This is a genomic window from Streptomyces sp. RLA123 (genome assembly GCF_056270165.1).
On sequence record NZ_JBWDOR010000003.1, the window covers coordinates 3,556,392 to 3,570,530 of the forward strand.

Genomic DNA, 14,139 nt, shown 5'->3' on the forward strand with positions numbered 1-14,139 from the left:
CGAGTGATACCTCAGTCACCGGTCGACGCCTCCCATCACGGGGTCGATGGATGCCACCGCGACGATGACGTCGGCGACCTGGCCGCCCTCGCACATCGCCGCCATGGTCTGCAGATTGGTGAAGGACGGGTCCCGGAAGTGGACGCGGAAGGGGCGGGTGCCCCCGTCGCTGACCACATGGACCCCGAGTTCGCCCTTGGACGACTCGACGGCGACGTACGCCTGGCCGGGCGGCACCCGGAAGCCCTCGGTCACCAGCTTGAAGTGGTGGATCAGGGCCTCCATGGAGGTGCCCATGATCTTCTTGATGTGGTCCAGCGAGTTGCCGAGCCCGTCCGGGCCGAGCGCCAGCTGCGCGGGCCAGGCGATCTTCTTGTCGGCGACCATGACCGGGCCGGGCTGCAGCCGGTCCAGGCACTGCTCGACGATCTTCAGCGACTCGCGCATCTCGTCCAGGCGGATGAGGAAGCGGCCGTAGGAGTCGCAGGTGTCGACGGTCGGGACCTCGAACTCGTAGTTCTCGTAACCGCAGTACGGCTGCGACTTGCGCAGGTCGTGCGGCAGGCCCGTGGAGCGCAGGATCGGGCCGGTGGCGCCGAGCGCCATGCAGCCGGCCAGGTCCAGGTAGCCCACGTCCTGCATACGGGCCTTGAAGATCGGGTTGCCGGTGGCGAGCTTGTCGTACTCGGGAAGGTTCTTGCGGAACTTCTTCACGAACTCGCGGATCTGGTCCACGGCGCCGGGCGGCAGGTCCTGGGCGAGGCCGCCGGGGCGGATGTACGCGTGGTTCATCCGCAGGCCGGTGATCAGCTCGTAGATGTCCAGGATCATCTCGCGGTCGCGGAACCCGTAGATCATGATCGTGGTGGCGCCGAGCTCCATGCCGCCGGTGGCGATGGCCACCAGGTGCGAGGAGATGCGGTTCAGCTCCATCAGCATCACGCGGATGACGGTGGCCCGGTCGGGGACCTCCTCGGTGACGCCGAGCAGCTTCTCCACCGCCAGGCAGTACGCCGTCTCGTTGAAGAACGGCGTCAGGTAGTCCATGCGCGTCACGAACGTGGACCCCTGGGTCCAGGTCCGGAACTCCATGTTCTTCTCGATGCCGGTGTGCAGGTAGCCGATGCCGCAGCGGGCCTCGGTGACCGTCTCGCCGTCGATCTCCAGGATCAGCCGGAGCACACCGTGGGTGGACGGGTGCTGCGGACCCATGTTGACGACGATGCGCTCGTCGTCGGCCTTGCCGACGGTGTCGGCCAGTTCGTCCCAGTCGCCGCCGGTGACCGTGAAGACCCGGCCCTCGGTGGTGTCCCGCTCCGAGGCCTGCTGGGGTGCTGCGTGCGACGTTCCATGCGTGCTCACGAGTACGACCTCCGCTGGTCCGGAGCCGGGATCTGGGCGCCCTTGTACTCGACGGGGATGCCGCCGAGGGGGTAGTCCTTGCGCTGCGGATGGCCCTGCCAGTCGTCCGGCATCATGATCCGCATCAGGGCGGGGTGGCCGTCGAAGACGATCCCGAAGAAGTCGTACGTCTCGCGCTCGTGCCAGTCGTTGGTCGGGTAGACCTCGACCAGCGACGGGACGTGGCGGTCGTCGTCGGAGACGCTCACCTCCAGCCGGATCAGCCGGTTGTGGGTGATCGAGCGCAGGTGGTAGACGGCGTGCAGCTCGCGGCCCTTGTCCTCGGGGAAGTGGACGCCGCTGACCCCCGTGCAGAGCTCGAAGCGCAGCGCGGGGTCGTCGCGCAGGGTCCTGGCGATGCGGGGAAGGTGCTCGCGCGCGACATGGAAGGTGACCTCGCCGCGGTCGACGACAACCTTCTCGATCGCGTTGTCCGGGACGAGGCCCTGCTCCTCCAGGGCGCCCTCCAGCTCGTCGGCGACCTCGTCGAACCAGCCGCCGTAGGGCCGGTTCGTGGCCCCCGGCAGGCGCACGGTGCGCACCAGCCGGCCGTACCCGGAGGTGTCGCCGCCGTTGTTGGCGCCGAACATGCCGTGCTGGACGCGGATCGCCTCGCCGTGGTCCCCGCGCTGACCGGGCAGGCCGCTCGCCTGCACGTCCTTGTCCGGGTTCGGGGTGTCCGGGGAATCCGTCATCGGAGAAGCCCCTTCATCTCAATCGTCGGCAGCGCCTTGAGCGCCGCCTCCTCCGCCTCGCGCGCGGCCTGTTCCTGGTTCACGCCGAGCTTGCTGTGCTGGATCTTGTGGTGGAGCTTGAGAATGGCGTCCATCAGCATTTCGGGACGGGGCGGACATCCGGGGAGATAAATGTCAACAGGCACCACATGGTCAACACCCTGCACAATTGCGTAGTTGTTGAACATTCCGCCACTGGATGCGCAGACGCCCATGGAGATGACCCACTTGGGGTTCGGCATCTGGTCGTAGACCTGGCGCAGGACGGGGGCCATCTTCTGGCTCACCCGGCCGGCGACGATCATCAGGTCGGCCTGGCGCGGGGAACCGCGGAAGACCTCCATCCCGAAACGGGCCAGGTCGTACCGCCCGGCACCGGTGGTCATCATCTCGATGGCGCAGCAGGCCAGACCGAAGGTCGCCGGGAAGACCGACGCCTTCCGCACCCATCCCGCGGCGGTCTCGACCGACGTCAGCAGGAATCCGCTCGGCAGCTTCTCTTCAATACCCATGGCTTTTCTCCGCCCCTAGTCCCATTCCAGACCGCCGCGACGCCAGACATAGGCGTACGCGACGAAGACGGTGAGCACGAAGAGGAGCATCTCGACGAGCCCGAAGATCCCCAGGGAGTCGAAGGAGACCGCCCAGGGATAGAGGAAGACGATCTCGATGTCGAAGACGATGAAGAGCATCGCCGTCAGGTAGTACTTGATCGGGAAACGGCCACCACCGGCCGGATGCGGAGTCGGTTCAATGCCGCACTCATATGCCTCCAATTTAGCCCTGTTGTACCGTTTTGGGCCGATAATTGAAGCCATGATCACGGAGAAGATCGCGAAGCCGGCCGCGAGGCCGCCCAGCACGAGGATGGGCGCGTAGGCATTCACGTCCCCGCTCCTTCCAGTCGACGATGACTGATGACGGACCGTGCCCGGACCTGCGCGCCACGCCACCTGATCTCGCTATGTGAGGCAGTTCACAAGCCCGAACTGCCCGCATCCTATGCCTCCCGGTCTGTGATCTGCGACACGGGGTTCCCACTGGGCTTTGTGATCTACACCACCCGGCGAAGGAGCGTCGTGCCGGATGAGAGGTGATCTTCTCACGCAGGTATCTCAAATGATCACCAGAAGTCATATTTGCTTGCGTTATCGCTGGCCAGAAGGGGTGGCCCACTATCAGGCCATCACGGCTCGGAGCAAATTGGAGCTCCCCCGGACGCCGTGATAGCGAGCCGCCGCCCGTCCGGGTGAGGCCGGAAAGTCCGTGCTGACGACCGCCGAAAGCACGTGAACACGCGCACGAGGAAATGAACTTCGTTATCCGATTCATCCCGAATAAGGAAGATCAAAAAAGGGACAATAGCACTGGGGTGGCGCCAACTGTGGCGCATCACACTTTTGTTGAACGGAACCGATTCCGCCTGATACCCAAGAGCGCATGCCCCTTCAGATCTCGCATATACGCCGCCGGCGACGCGCCACGCAGAGCACCAACTGGGTGCGCCGCGCTGGAGTCGCCGGCGGCGTCATCGGAACGCTCGCCCTTACCGGAATGTCCGCCCCTGCGAACGCAGAACCGACGGCCGCCGACCCGGCGACCACCGGGAGCATCCCGGTCATCCCCGCCCTCTCCACCGAGGCGAGCGCCGCGCAGGCCGCCGCCGCCATCGACGAGACCGTCGTCGAGCAGCAGCTGGACGCGGCCCGCGACGAGGCCCGCGCCCAGGCGATGAAGGCCGCCGCCAAGAAGAAGGCCGCCGCCGACGCCCGCAAGGCCGCCGACGCCAAGGCCGCCGAGGCCCGGGAGTCCGCCACGGCGTCCCGCTCGGCCGGGCGCACCGCGCTGGCCACTTCCGCCTCCGCCTCCTCGGTCGCGTCGACGTCGAGTTCGGCCGCGAGCGGCAGCGTCGCCTCCGTGCTCAGCTTCCTGAAGGCCCAGGTCGGCAAGCCGTACGTCTACGGCGCCACGGGCCCCAGCGCGTACGACTGCTCCGGCCTCACCCAGGCCGCGTTCCGGACCATCGGCGTCGAGCTGCCGCGCACCTCCCAGGCGCAGTCGACCTTCGGCACCCAGGTCCCCGTGAGCGCGGTCCAGCCGGGCGACCTGCTGTTCTGGGGTGGCGTCGGCTCCGCCTACCACGTCGCCGTCTACGTCGGCGACGGCCAGTACCTGGACGCGGCCAACCCGGGCAAGGGTGTCGTGATCCAGCAGATGGCCTATTACATGCCCACCTCCGCCGTCCGCGTGGCCTGATCCCGCGACCCCGTCCCCACGGGAGGGCCGCCGTCCGTACCGGCCGGCAGGTCCGTGGTGCCGCCGCGCCCCGCGGCACCTGATGCCCGTGAAGGCGCGCACGCGCCCGTACGAGGCCGAGCCCGGCCCCACCGCAATGGCGGGGGGCCGGGCTCGGGAAGAGGGCGTGACGGGGACGCGAACGCGGATCAGCGGCGGACGCAGACCTTGTAGGCCGGGTGCCAGACCTTCTCCCAGCGCACGGAGCCGTGGGACGACCCGGCGTGTCCGCCGCGGCGGTCGCGCCCGTCGTGCTCGCCGCGGTCGCCGCGGCCGTCGTGCTCGCCGCGGCCCGAGGTGTGGCGGAGCGTCCAGTAGCCCTTGTGCCAGCTGCAGTGGAGCTTCTTGCCGTGCCCCGACGGGGCGGCGGATGCGGACGTGGCGGCGGTCATCCCGCCGCCCGCAAGCAGAACAGTGGCGGCGGCGGTGGCAAGGGACTTCGCGAAGATGTTCATGGTGTGCCTTCCTCCCGTTGACGGTGTCCCCGGTGGGGTGAGCAAAAGTATGGGCACACCATCACGAACCATGCATTTCGGGCTTTTGCCTCCAACAGCCCCTCGCAGCACGTGACATCGATGTCAGATGCGTCGGTTCGGCGGCCACCCCAGTCGGCCGGGCACGGCACGGCACGGTGTTCACACGTTCGACGCCATCGCCCCTGACGGCTTCGCGCACCCGAATGCGGCCACCGGCACGGCAGGGACCGCATCCCCTTCGAACGCCTTCTGACGCAACGTCATCACGCCAATCGGGCGTCGAGTTCCCCCAGATCGGACACGAACCACACCTGGTTTCCCCGGTTGGACTCGCGCACCAGGTCGCGCAGCGCCGTACTGGCCCCGGTGTACGCGGAGATGTCGCCCACGACCACCAGTCGCAGCCGGTAGTTGACGAACTTCTGCAGGATCTCGCCCGCCACCCCGGTGCGCAGGGCGAAGAAGCTCTCGTCGAAACGGGACACGGGCACGGCCACCACCTCGGCGCGGTAGAAGGCCGCGCCGATCACGTCGAGCGCGTCCTGCGGGCCCGCGATTCCGGGGCCGTCCTCCCCCACGACCAGAACGGGCACACCGGCGCGTTCGGTCACCACGTCAGCCATGGACTCCGCCTTCGGGGTCGTCGGGGAACATGCCGTTCTCCGCTCCGAGAATGCCGTCGATGGTGCCGAGCACATCCGCCGTGGGCGCGAGCCCGCCCAGGACGACGATCTTGAGGCGGGCCCGCGGGCCGTCGTACACCGTCTGGATCCGCAGCGGCTCCGCGTCGTCGCGCGGCATCCGGGCACCGGCGGCGAGCAGGGTGGTCAGTCGGTCGGCGGCCGTCGCCCCGATGCCGTCGAGTTCGACGATGGCGGAGACCTCGGCCCGCCGTGGCGGCGGCACGGGGGCCGGCCGCCCGGTGAGCGCGTCGAGGTCGGCCGGCGCGACGCGGTACTGCTTGCCGATGCGCACGGCCTTCAGCCGCCCGCCGCGGATGTACCCGCGCACGGTCCGCACGTGCAGTCCGAGCCGCTCGGCGACCTGCTCCACCGAGTACCAATCCTGCTCCATGCTTACGCATCCTACCCTTCACGTGTAAAGAAAGGGAAGGTTACGTAAGCACGGGAAGAGGTTGAGTCCGGCGTCGTTACGACCGCGGGGCCACCTTCGACAGGCCGTTGATGACGCGGTCCATCGCGTCGCCGCCGGACGGGTCGGTGAGGTTCGCCAGCAGCTTGAGCGTGAAGCGCATGAGCAGCGGGTGGCTGAGTCCGCGCTGCGCCGCCACCTTCATGACCTTCGGGTTGCCGATCAGCTTCACGAAGGCCCGGCCGAGCGTGTAGTAGCCGCCGTAGGTGTCCTTCAGGATGCGCGGGTAGTTGTGCAGCGCCAGTTCCCGCTGCGCCGCGGTGCCGCGCGCATGCGCCTGGACGATGACGTCGGCGGCGATCCGGCCGGATTCCATCGCGTACGCGATGCCCTCGCCGTTGAACGGGTTGACCAGGCCGCCCGCGTCGCCGACGAGCAGCAGGCCGCGGGTGTAGTGCGGCTGGCGGTTGAAGGCCATCGGGAGCGCGGCGCCGCGGATGGGGCCGGTCATGTTCTCGGGGGTGTAGCCCCAGTCCTCGGGCATGGACGCGCACCAGGCCTTGAGGATCTCGCGCCAGTCCAGCTCCCTGAAGGAGGCGGAGGTGTTGAGCACACCGAGGCCGACGTTGGACGTCCCGTCGCCCATGCCGAAGATCCAGCCGTAGCCGGGCAGCAGCCGGGGGTCGCCCGGGACGCGCCGGTCCCACAGCTCCAGCCAGGACTCCAGGTAGTCGTCGTCGTGGCGGGGCGAGGTGAAGTACGTGCGGACCGCGACGCCCATCGGGCGGTCCTCGCGGCGGTGCAGGCCCATCCCCAGCGAGAGCCGGGTGGAGTTGCCGTCGGCGGCCACGACCAGCGGGGCGTGGAAGGTGACCGGGGTCTTCTCCTCGCCGAGCTTCGCCTCGACCCCGGTGATGCGGCCGGTGCGCTCGTCGCGGATCGGACCGGAGACGTTGCAGCGCTCGTACAGCCGCGCACCGGCCTTCTCGGCCTGGCGGGCCAGCACTTCGTCGAAGTCCTCGCGCTTGCGGACGAGTCCGTAGTCGGGGAAGGAGGCCAGGTCCGGCCAGTCGAGCTGGAGGCGGACGCCGCCTCCGATGATGCGGAGGCCCTTGTTGCGCAGCCAGCCCGCCTCTTCGGAGATGTCGATGCCCATCGCGACGAGCTGCTTGGTCGCCCGCGGGGTGAGACCGTCGCCGCACACCTTCTCGCGGGGGAAGGCGGTCTTCTCCAGCAGCAGGACGTCCAGACCGGCCTTCGCCAGGTAGTACGCGGTCGTCGAACCGGCGGGACCGGCCCCGACGACGATCACATCGGCACTGCGCTCAGAGGCGACGGTCGTGTCAGTCACGGTCGGGGTCTCCCGTCGGTATGGGGAATCGGCGTTGAGAGTCTATGAGGCGGTGCCCCGGGTCAGCGCACCGCCCGGTGCAGCGCCACGATCCCGGCCGACAGATTGCGCCACGCGACCTTCGACCAGCCGGCCTTCTGGAGCCGTCCGGCCAGCGCGGGCTGGTCGGGCCAGGAGCGGATCGACTCGGCGAGGTACACGTAGGCGTCGGGGTTGCTGCTGACCGCGCGGGCCACCGGCGGCAGGGCCCGCATCAGGTACTCGGTGTAGACGGTGCGCAGCGGCGCCCAGGTGGGGTGGCTGAACTCGCAGATGACGACCCGCCCGCCGGGCCGGGTCACGCGCAGCATCTCGCGCAGCGCGGCGTCGGTGTCGTGGACGTTGCGCAGCGCGAAGGAGATGGTGACGGCGTCGAAGACCCCGTCGGCGAACGGCAGTCGCGTCGCGTCGCCCGCGGTGAGCGGCAGCGACGGGTTCCGGCGCTTGCCCTCGCGCAGCATGCCGAGCGAGAAGTCGCACGGCACGACGCTCGCCCCGGCAGCTACGAAGGGCAGCGAGGAGGTGCCCGTGCCGGCGCCGAGGTCCAGCACCCGCTCACCGGGGCGCACGTCCAGGGCCTTCGCGACGGCCTTGCGCCAGCGCCGGTCCTGCCCGAGCGAGAGCACGTCGTTGGTCAGGTCGTAGTTGGCGGCGACGTCGTCGAACATCGCGGCGACTTCGTGCGGCTGCTTGTCCAGGGAGGCTCGGGTCACGACCCCATTGTTCACCCGGGGGCCCCGGGTCCCGCGCAGGGGCCCGGGCGAGCGGTCACGGGATGCCGAGCGACGTCTCGCAGTGGTCGGCGCGGTCGCGGGTGCCGGCCTCGCCGTCGCAGACGTCGCGGTCCGCGCCGCCGTCGATCCGGTCCTCGCCCGGGCCGGCGCGGACGACGTCGTCACCGGGACCGGCCACGAGCAGATCGCGGCCGCCGGCCGTGCCGTTGCTCGCGTCGCGGGCGACATCGGTGTTGTCCCCGAAGATCGTGTCACGGCCGCGGTGCCCGGTGATCACGTCGTTGCCCGCCGAGGTGACGTGGTCGCCGGAGTTGTCCCCGATCAGCGTCTCGTCGCCGGCGCCGCCGATGATCCGGTCGTCGCCGGAACCCGCCGCGGTACGGCCCCTGCTGACCGAGTAGTTGTCGCCGACGACCGCGAATCCGCCGTCTGCGCCGAGGTCGAGGAGGTCGTCGCCGCCGCTGCCCACGGCGTTGAGGAGGGCGAAGCTGTCGCCGACCAGGCGGTCGGCGCCGGGCCCGCCCTTCAGGACGTCGTCGCCCGCTCCGAAGGCGTTGCCGGTGTCGGCGGCGGAGTCGCCGGTCATCAGGTCGTCCCCGGGACCGCCGTCCATGCGGTCGTCGCCGCCGCCGAAGGCGTCGCCCGCGGTGGCGCTGTTGTCGCCCGCGGCGCGGTCGTCGCCCTCTCCCAGGAGCAGCAGGTCGTCGCCCTGGCCGACGGCGTCGCCGTGGTCGGTGAACAGGTCGCCGGCCGCCAGGTCGTCGCCGGCGCCGGTGGCGATGCTGTCGTTGCCGGGGCCGCCGCTGACCCGGTCGTTCCCGGCGAGGGAGCAGATGCGGTCGTCGCCGCCCCCGCCGTCGATGCGGTCGGCCCCGGGCGAGCCGACGATGACGTCGTCGCCGGGTGTGCCCTGGATGCCGCCGGAGCCGGTGATCGTCGGCACGCGGCCGAAGCACAGCGCCTGCCCCGCGGAGGGCGCCTCGCCGACGGCGGCCGCGGGGAGGGCCACGAGGGCGATCGCCGCGAGCACGGCGACCACAGGGGCCGCGAGGCGACCGGATAGGACGCGGGGTACGGATATGTCCGGCATGACCGGAACCTAAGCGACGGGCTGTCAGCCGGCCACCGGTGCACGGCGGCCGGGTGACCGCCTCACGCCCTGCGGTACAGCAGGCGTCCCCCGACGACGGTGGCCAGGCAGGCGCCGCTCCCGTCGACGACGGCGAAGTCCGCCCGGGCGCCCGGGGCCGGCTCCGGTGCCCGGCGTGCGGGGAGCAGTCCGCTGCGGTCCAGCGCGAAGCGCAGTGCGGGGTCGTCGGGGACCGCCGCGACGGCCGTGACGCCGCGGCTCAGCAGGGCGTGCACCCGCTCACGCGGGCTCGGTGCCTCAGGCAGCGCGCCCTGGTGGGTCAGGCCGGGCCGCAGCGTGCCGGGCCAGGACCTGACCCGGGCGCCGGGACGGCTCGCGCGCAGCGCGGCGAGCGGGCCGACGGCGGCGATGGTGCCGCCGTCGACCACCAGGGCCGCGCCGTCCGCGCCCGCGTGGATCGTCAGCATCGCGGACCGCGTGCGCCGGTCAGGAGGTGCTGATCAGCTTGAGCTCGGGGTGCGCCGTGCCGCCCTCGATGGCGGTCGATGACAGGTGCGAGACCACGTGGTCGTCGACCGGGTCGTTCGCCGGGTCCTCGTGGACCACGAGGTGCTCGTACGTGGTGGCGCGCTGGGCCGGGACCCGGCCGGCGGAGCGGATCAGGTGGATCAGCTCCATGCGGTTCGAGCGGTGCTTGGCACCGGCCGAGGAGACGACGTTCTCCTCCAGCATCACCGAGCCGAGGTCGTCGGCGCCGTAGTGCAGCGACAGCTGGCCGACCTCCTTGCCGGTGGTGAGCCAGGAGCCCTGGATGTGGGCGACGTTGTCCAGGAAGAGCCGCGCGACAGCGATGATCCGCAGGTACTCGAAGAGCGTGGCCTGCGTGCGGCCCTTCAAGTGGTTGTTCTCGGGCTGGTAGGTGTACGGGATGAAGGCGCGGAAGCCGCCCGTACGGTCCTGGACGTCGCGGATCATCCGCAGGTGCTCGATGCGCTCGGCATTGGTCTCGCCGGTGCCCATGAGCATCGTGGAGGTCGACTCCACGCCCAGGTTGTGCGCGGTCTCCATGATCTCCAGCCAGCGCTCGCCGCTCTCCTTGAGGGGGGCGATCACCTTGCGCGGCCGCGCCGGCAGCAGTTCGGCGCCGGCGCCCGCGAAGGAGTCCAGGCCGGCCGCGTGGATGCGGGTGATGGCCTCCTCCACCGGCACCTTGGAGATACGGGCCATGTGCTCGACCTCGGATGCCCCCAGGGAGTGGATGACCAGCTGGGGGTAGGCCTGCTTGATGGCGCTGAAGTGCTTCTCGTAGTACTCGACGCCGTAGTCCGGGTGGTGGCCGCCCTGGAACATGATCTGGGTGCCGCCGAGTTCGACGGTCTCCGCGCAGCGGCGCAGGATGTCGTCCAGGTCGCGGGTCCAGCCCTTGGCGGTGTCCTTGGGCGCGGCGTAGAAGGCGCAGAACTTGCAGGCCGTCACGCAGACGTTGGTGTAGTTGATGTTGCGCTCGATGATGTACGTCGCGACGTGCTCGACGCCCGCGTAGCGACGGCGGCGCACCGCGTCCGCGGCGGCGCCCAGTGCGTGCAGGGGTGCCGAGCGGTAGAGGTCGAGCGCCTCCTCGGGGGTGATGCGGCCACCGCCGGCGGCACGGTCGAGGACGGACTGCAGATCGGCGTTCTCGCTCACCGGGCATCCCTTCCGAGGGGTTGTGACGGACCCGCTCACCCTACGCCAGGCAGTCAGCCGCCCTGCTTGCCGAGGTCGCCTTCGGGCTTCCCGGCCAGGGAGTCGCCCGACTGGTAGTGCAGCGAGCCGTCGTCGTTGAGGGTGAAGCGCTCATCGGCCGAGCCGTCCGAACACACCCCCGGGTGCGGGTTGGTGCCGCCGCTGGTGTCCAGGACGATCCACCGCTCCGTGGCCGTGGCGAGCTTCCACTCGCCGCCGCAGTCATAGGTCTGCCCGAGCAGCGACAGCACGCTCTTGTCGTGACCGACCACCGCGCCGACCTTGCCCTCGGTGATCGTGATCTCGAACGTGCCGGGCAGACCGTGGGCGGTGACGGTGTCGCCCTTCCATGTGCCGGCGAAGGCCGCCGGCAGCGACGCCAGCCGCGGCGCGGAGGGGGTCGCGGAGCCGTGCGACGACGAACCCGTGGACAGCGAGGAGGTCGGACTGCCGCCGCCCTTGCCCTGGTCGTCGTCCCCACCCCCGTGGAGTACGAGCCCCAGCGTCACGGCCGCCGCGACCAGCACGATGCCGGCGCCCGCCAGCGACGCCGCCCGTCCGGCACCGCGGCGGGGAACGGCCGGGGGGCCGGCCGGCGGCGGCGTGGCGGCGAACGAGGACGGCACCGCGTCGTGCGGCTCGGTCAGCCGCGGCGGCGGGCCGAAGGTGCCGTACGAGGGGTGGGAGCCGTACGAGGAGCCGGCGCCGCCCGTACCGCTCGCGCCGGCGGGGGTTCCGGCACCGCCGCCGTTGCCGAGCGCGCCGGGCGGCGGCGTCGGCTCCAGGTCCAGCAGTTCCACCGCCTGGCGGCCGAGCCGTTCCGTCAGCGCCGCGGGCAGCCAGCCGCCGCGCACCAGGGACGCGGCCCCGCCGTCCGGCGCGAGCAGGCCGGCGAGCTGACGGGGGGTGGGCCGCTCCGCGGGGTCCTTGGCCAGGCAGGACTCGGCGACGCGGCGCAGTCCGGCGGGCATGCCGTCGAACTCGGGCTCCTCGTGGGCGACCTTGTACAGCAGCACGGCCGCGCTGTCGCCGGGGAAGGGGCCCTGCCCGGTCGCGGCGAACACGATCACCGCGCCGAGGGCGAAGATGTCGGCGGCCGGCCCGGCCGGCCGGCCGGTGACCTGCTCGGGCGCCATGTAGCCCGGCGAGCCGACGACCACGCCCTCGCTGGTGAGCGCCGCGGTGGCGTCCATGGCACGGGCGATGCCGAAGTCGATCAGCACCGGGCCGTCCAGCGACAGCAGCACGTTGGACGGCTTGATGTCGCGGTGCACCAGGCCCCGTGCGTGCACCGCCTCCAGCGCCTCGGCGAGCCCGGCCCCCAGCGCCCGTACGCCGTCCTCCGGCAGCGGCCCGAAGGTCTTCACGGCGTCGGACAGCGCGGGCCCCGCGACATAGCGGGTGGCCACCCAGGGCACCGGCGAGTCGGTGTCCGCGTCGAGCACCGGGGCGCTCCACACCCCGCCGACCCGGCGTGCCGCCTCCACCTCGCGCTGGAAGCGGGCGCGGAACTCCAGGTCGTCCGCGAGTTCCGGGCGCACCACCTTCACGGCCACCGTGCGGCCGCCCGGGCTGCGCCCGAGGTAGACCCGGCCCATGCCGCCGGCCCCGAGCCGGCCGAGCAGCCGGTAGGGACCGATCACCGTGGGGTCGTTCGCCAGTAGCGGTTGCATCTGCGCGCCTCTCGCGGTGCGGAAGGTCGAAGAACGACGGGAGTTCCCCGCATACGCCGGGCAACCTACGGGAAGCCGGTGAAATCAGAGAAGATGTACCCGCGCCCGGGGCGGGAACCCCACGCGGCGGGCGAACTCGGCGATTCCGGTCAACTGGTCCTGGCCGAGGGAGAAGTCCAGCGTGGTGAAGTAGCGCTGCAACGTGTCGGCGTCGAAGGACTCCCAGCGGGCGGCCTGTTCGGCGACCTTCTCCACTTCCTCCATGCTCAGGTCGCGGGAGGCGAGGAAGGCCCGGTGCACCTCGCGCACCGCCTCGGGGTGCGCGGCCAGATAGTCCCGGCGGGCGGCCCAGACGGCGAAGACGAAGGGCAGCCCGGTCCACTCCTTCCACATCAGGCCGAGGTCGTGGACCTCCAGCCCGAGGCGGGGCGCGTCGTACAGCGAGGCGCGCAGCGCGGCGTCGCCGATCAGGACGGCGGCCTGCGCCTCCTGCATCATCAGCGACAGGTCCGGCGGGCACGTGTAGTAGTCGGGCTCGACCTTGTACTGCTCGGCGAGCAGCAGCTCCGCGAGCCGAACGGACGTACGACTGGTGGAGCCGAGGGCGACCCGGGCGCCGTCCAGGCTGCCCAGCGGGACCTGGCTGACGATGACGCAGGACATGACGGGGCCGTCGCAGCCGACCGCGATGTCCGGGAGGGCGACGAGCTCGTCGGAGTGGCGCAGGTATTCCATGAGCGTGATCGGGCCCACGTCGAGGCCGCCGGACACGAGCTGGGCGCTCAGCTTCTCGGGGGTGTCCTTGGTGAGCTCCAGGTCCAGCAGGGCACCCGTTCGGGCCAACCCCCAGTAAAGAGGTACGCAATTCAGGAACTGGATGTGCCCGACGCGAGGCCGGGTCCGGCGCTCACCACCGGCGGAGGGAAGAAGCGCAGATTGGTCCACATCAGGAGGCTAGACCCCCACTCCCGCGATCTTTCGGCGGGGCCCTCCGGGGTGTCGTCCCGGGCGTCGCCCGGAGGCGAGGGGTTCACCCCCGTTCGATCTTTACGCGGTCCGGGTGAATGGGGATCTTGCCGCTCTTCCCCGCCGAGGATCCCCCGTGCTACTGTCGTCGCAAGTTGCAGTTTGGTTTCCCTTGCAGTACAAAGCCTGCGGAGCATGTGACCGCGGGCTTTTGTAGTTTTCAGACTTCTTGCGGCTAGCAGGGCAGGTTCTGGAGCAGGGCAACCCTTTGGCCCAAGGAGGGCTTATGGCTACCGGAACCGTCAAGTGGTTCAACGCCGAGAAGGGCTTCGGCTTCATCGCCCAGGACGGCGGCGGCCCCGATGTCTTCGTCCACTACTCCGCGATCAACGCCAGCGGCTTCCGCTCGCTGGAGGAGAACCAGGCGGTGACCTTCGACGTCACGCAGGGTCCGAAGGGCCCGCAGGCGGAGAACGTCGTCCCCGCCTAATTGCGGACAGACGTGTAGTACCCGATTAGCAGTACCCAAGGAGCCCCGCGCTGTGTGCGGGGCTCCTGCCTTT

The 14,139-nt window shown here is 70.6% G+C and carries 16 protein-coding genes; 2 read left to right on the forward strand and 14 right to left on the reverse strand.

Features of this window, described 5'->3' with window-relative positions; translation table 11 throughout:
* Positions 1 to 15 precede the first annotated feature (15 nt).
* Genes RV983_RS16100 through RV983_RS16115 form a run of 4 tightly spaced genes read right to left on the reverse strand, consistent with a single transcriptional unit; the run spans position 16 to position 3,022 of the window.
* Complete coding sequence (locus RV983_RS16100; protein WP_475986471.1) at positions 16 to 1,362, reverse strand: NADH-quinone oxidoreductase subunit D; 1,347 nt, start codon at positions 1,360 to 1,362, stop codon at positions 16 to 18.
* Positions 1,359 to 2,096 (reverse strand): NADH-quinone oxidoreductase subunit C, encoded by a 738-nt coding sequence (locus RV983_RS16105; RefSeq protein WP_475986472.1) that lies wholly within the window; start codon positions 2,094 to 2,096, stop codon positions 1,359 to 1,361. Before RV983_RS16105 ends, RV983_RS16100 begins: the two co-directional genes overlap by 4 nt.
* Positions 2,093 to 2,647 (reverse strand): NuoB/complex I 20 kDa subunit family protein, encoded by a 555-nt coding sequence (locus tag RV983_RS16110; protein ID WP_319658399.1) that lies wholly within the window; start codon positions 2,645 to 2,647, stop codon positions 2,093 to 2,095. Before RV983_RS16110 ends, RV983_RS16105 begins: the two co-directional genes overlap by 4 nt.
* Before the next feature lie 15 nt (positions 2,648 to 2,662).
* Positions 2,663 to 3,022 carry an NADH-quinone oxidoreductase subunit A gene (locus RV983_RS16115; RefSeq protein ID WP_401975342.1) on the reverse strand — a complete coding sequence of 120 codons (360 nt, stop codon included), beginning with the start codon at positions 3,020 to 3,022 and terminating at the stop codon, positions 2,663 to 2,665.
* Positions 3,023 to 3,575: 553 nt separating this feature from the next.
* Between RV983_RS16115 and RV983_RS16120 the strand changes: the two genes are divergently transcribed.
* On the forward strand, positions 3,576 to 4,391 hold the full coding sequence (locus RV983_RS16120) for a C40 family peptidase (RefSeq protein WP_475986473.1): 816 nt from the start codon (positions 3,576 to 3,578) through the stop codon (positions 4,389 to 4,391).
* A 188-nt stretch (positions 4,392 to 4,579) separates the two neighbouring features.
* Here RV983_RS16120 and RV983_RS16125 read toward each other — a convergent pair whose 3' ends face one another.
* From RV983_RS16125 to RV983_RS16170, 10 genes are all read right to left on the reverse strand, one after another.
* Positions 4,580 to 4,885, reverse strand: a complete 306-nt coding sequence (locus RV983_RS16125) for a hypothetical protein (RefSeq protein ID WP_475986474.1) — start codon at positions 4,883 to 4,885, stop codon at positions 4,580 to 4,582.
* A gap of 284 nt (positions 4,886 to 5,169) precedes the next feature.
* The gene (locus tag RV983_RS16130; protein WP_475986475.1) at positions 5,170 to 5,529 is read right to left on the reverse strand and encodes a DUF4180 domain-containing protein; all 360 of its coding nucleotides are present in this window, start codon (positions 5,527 to 5,529) and stop codon (positions 5,170 to 5,172) included.
* Positions 5,522 to 5,980 (reverse strand): helix-turn-helix domain-containing protein, encoded by a 459-nt coding sequence (locus RV983_RS16135; RefSeq protein ID WP_475986476.1) that lies wholly within the window; start codon positions 5,978 to 5,980, stop codon positions 5,522 to 5,524. The genes RV983_RS16130 and RV983_RS16135 overlap by 8 nt, the downstream gene beginning before the upstream one ends.
* Positions 5,981 to 6,056: 76 nt before the next feature.
* Complete coding sequence (locus RV983_RS16140) at positions 6,057 to 7,349, reverse strand: geranylgeranyl reductase family protein (protein WP_475986477.1); 1,293 nt, start codon at positions 7,347 to 7,349, stop codon at positions 6,057 to 6,059.
* A 62-nt stretch (positions 7,350 to 7,411) separates the two neighbouring features.
* A complete protein-coding gene (locus RV983_RS16145) occupies positions 7,412 to 8,101 on the reverse strand; it encodes a demethylmenaquinone methyltransferase (RefSeq protein ID WP_475986478.1) in 690 nt (229 codons plus the stop codon).
* A gap of 55 nt (positions 8,102 to 8,156) precedes the next feature.
* Positions 8,157 to 9,212, reverse strand: a complete 1,056-nt coding sequence (locus tag RV983_RS16150; protein ID WP_475986479.1) for a calcium-binding protein — start codon at positions 9,210 to 9,212, stop codon at positions 8,157 to 8,159.
* A 62-nt stretch (positions 9,213 to 9,274) separates the two neighbouring features.
* Entirely contained in the window at positions 9,275 to 9,679 is a 405-nt protein-coding gene (locus tag RV983_RS16155; protein ID WP_475986480.1) for an imidazolonepropionase-like domain-containing protein, read from the reverse strand.
* A 19-nt stretch (positions 9,680 to 9,698) separates the two neighbouring features.
* Positions 9,699 to 10,898 carry a cyclic dehypoxanthinyl futalosine synthase gene (gene mqnC, locus RV983_RS16160; protein ID WP_475986481.1) on the reverse strand — a complete coding sequence of 400 codons (1,200 nt, stop codon included), beginning with the start codon at positions 10,896 to 10,898 and terminating at the stop codon, positions 9,699 to 9,701.
* A gap of 53 nt (positions 10,899 to 10,951) precedes the next feature.
* The gene (locus RV983_RS16165; protein WP_475986482.1) at positions 10,952 to 12,610 is read right to left on the reverse strand and encodes a serine/threonine-protein kinase; all 1,659 of its coding nucleotides are present in this window, start codon (positions 12,608 to 12,610) and stop codon (positions 10,952 to 10,954) included.
* 84 nt (positions 12,611 to 12,694) lie between these two features.
* Positions 12,695 to 13,555, reverse strand: a complete 861-nt coding sequence (locus RV983_RS16170) for a menaquinone biosynthetic enzyme MqnA/MqnD family protein (protein ID WP_475986483.1) — start codon at positions 13,553 to 13,555, stop codon at positions 12,695 to 12,697.
* Between the two features lie 307 nt (positions 13,556 to 13,862).
* On the opposite strand from RV983_RS16170, the gene RV983_RS16175 reads away from it, so the two are divergent.
* Positions 13,863 to 14,066 carry a cold-shock protein gene (locus RV983_RS16175; protein WP_018558781.1) on the forward strand — a complete coding sequence of 68 codons (204 nt, stop codon included), beginning with the start codon at positions 13,863 to 13,865 and terminating at the stop codon, positions 14,064 to 14,066.
* Positions 14,067 to 14,139 lie beyond the last annotated feature (73 nt).

Coding starts and splice junctions, on each gene's coding strand:
- RV983_RS16105 (WP_475986472.1), bottom strand. CDS start 2,096: ATGACGGATTCCCCGGACACCCCGAACCCGGACAAGGACGTGCAGGCG.
- RV983_RS16110 (WP_319658399.1), bottom strand. CDS start 2,647: ATGGGTATTGAAGAGAAGCTGCCGAGCGGATTCCTGCTGACGTCGGTC.
- RV983_RS16120 (WP_475986473.1), top strand. CDS start 3,576: ATGCCCCTTCAGATCTCGCATATACGCCGCCGGCGACGCGCCACGCAG.
- RV983_RS16125 (WP_475986474.1), bottom strand. CDS start 4,885: ATGAACATCTTCGCGAAGTCCCTTGCCACCGCCGCCGCCACTGTTCTG.
- RV983_RS16130 (WP_475986475.1), bottom strand. CDS start 5,529: ATGGCTGACGTGGTGACCGAACGCGCCGGTGTGCCCGTTCTGGTCGTG.
- RV983_RS16135 (WP_475986476.1), bottom strand. CDS start 5,980: ATGGAGCAGGATTGGTACTCGGTGGAGCAGGTCGCCGAGCGGCTCGGA.
- RV983_RS16150 (WP_475986479.1), bottom strand. CDS start 9,212: ATGCCGGACATATCCGTACCCCGCGTCCTATCCGGTCGCCTCGCGGCC.
- RV983_RS16155 (WP_475986480.1), bottom strand. CDS start 9,679: ATGCTGACGATCCACGCGGGCGCGGACGGCGCGGCCCTGGTGGTCGAC.
- RV983_RS16165 (WP_475986482.1), bottom strand. CDS start 12,610: ATGCAACCGCTACTGGCGAACGACCCCACGGTGATCGGTCCCTACCGG.
- RV983_RS16175 (WP_018558781.1), top strand. CDS start 13,863: ATGGCTACCGGAACCGTCAAGTGGTTCAACGCCGAGAAGGGCTTCGGC.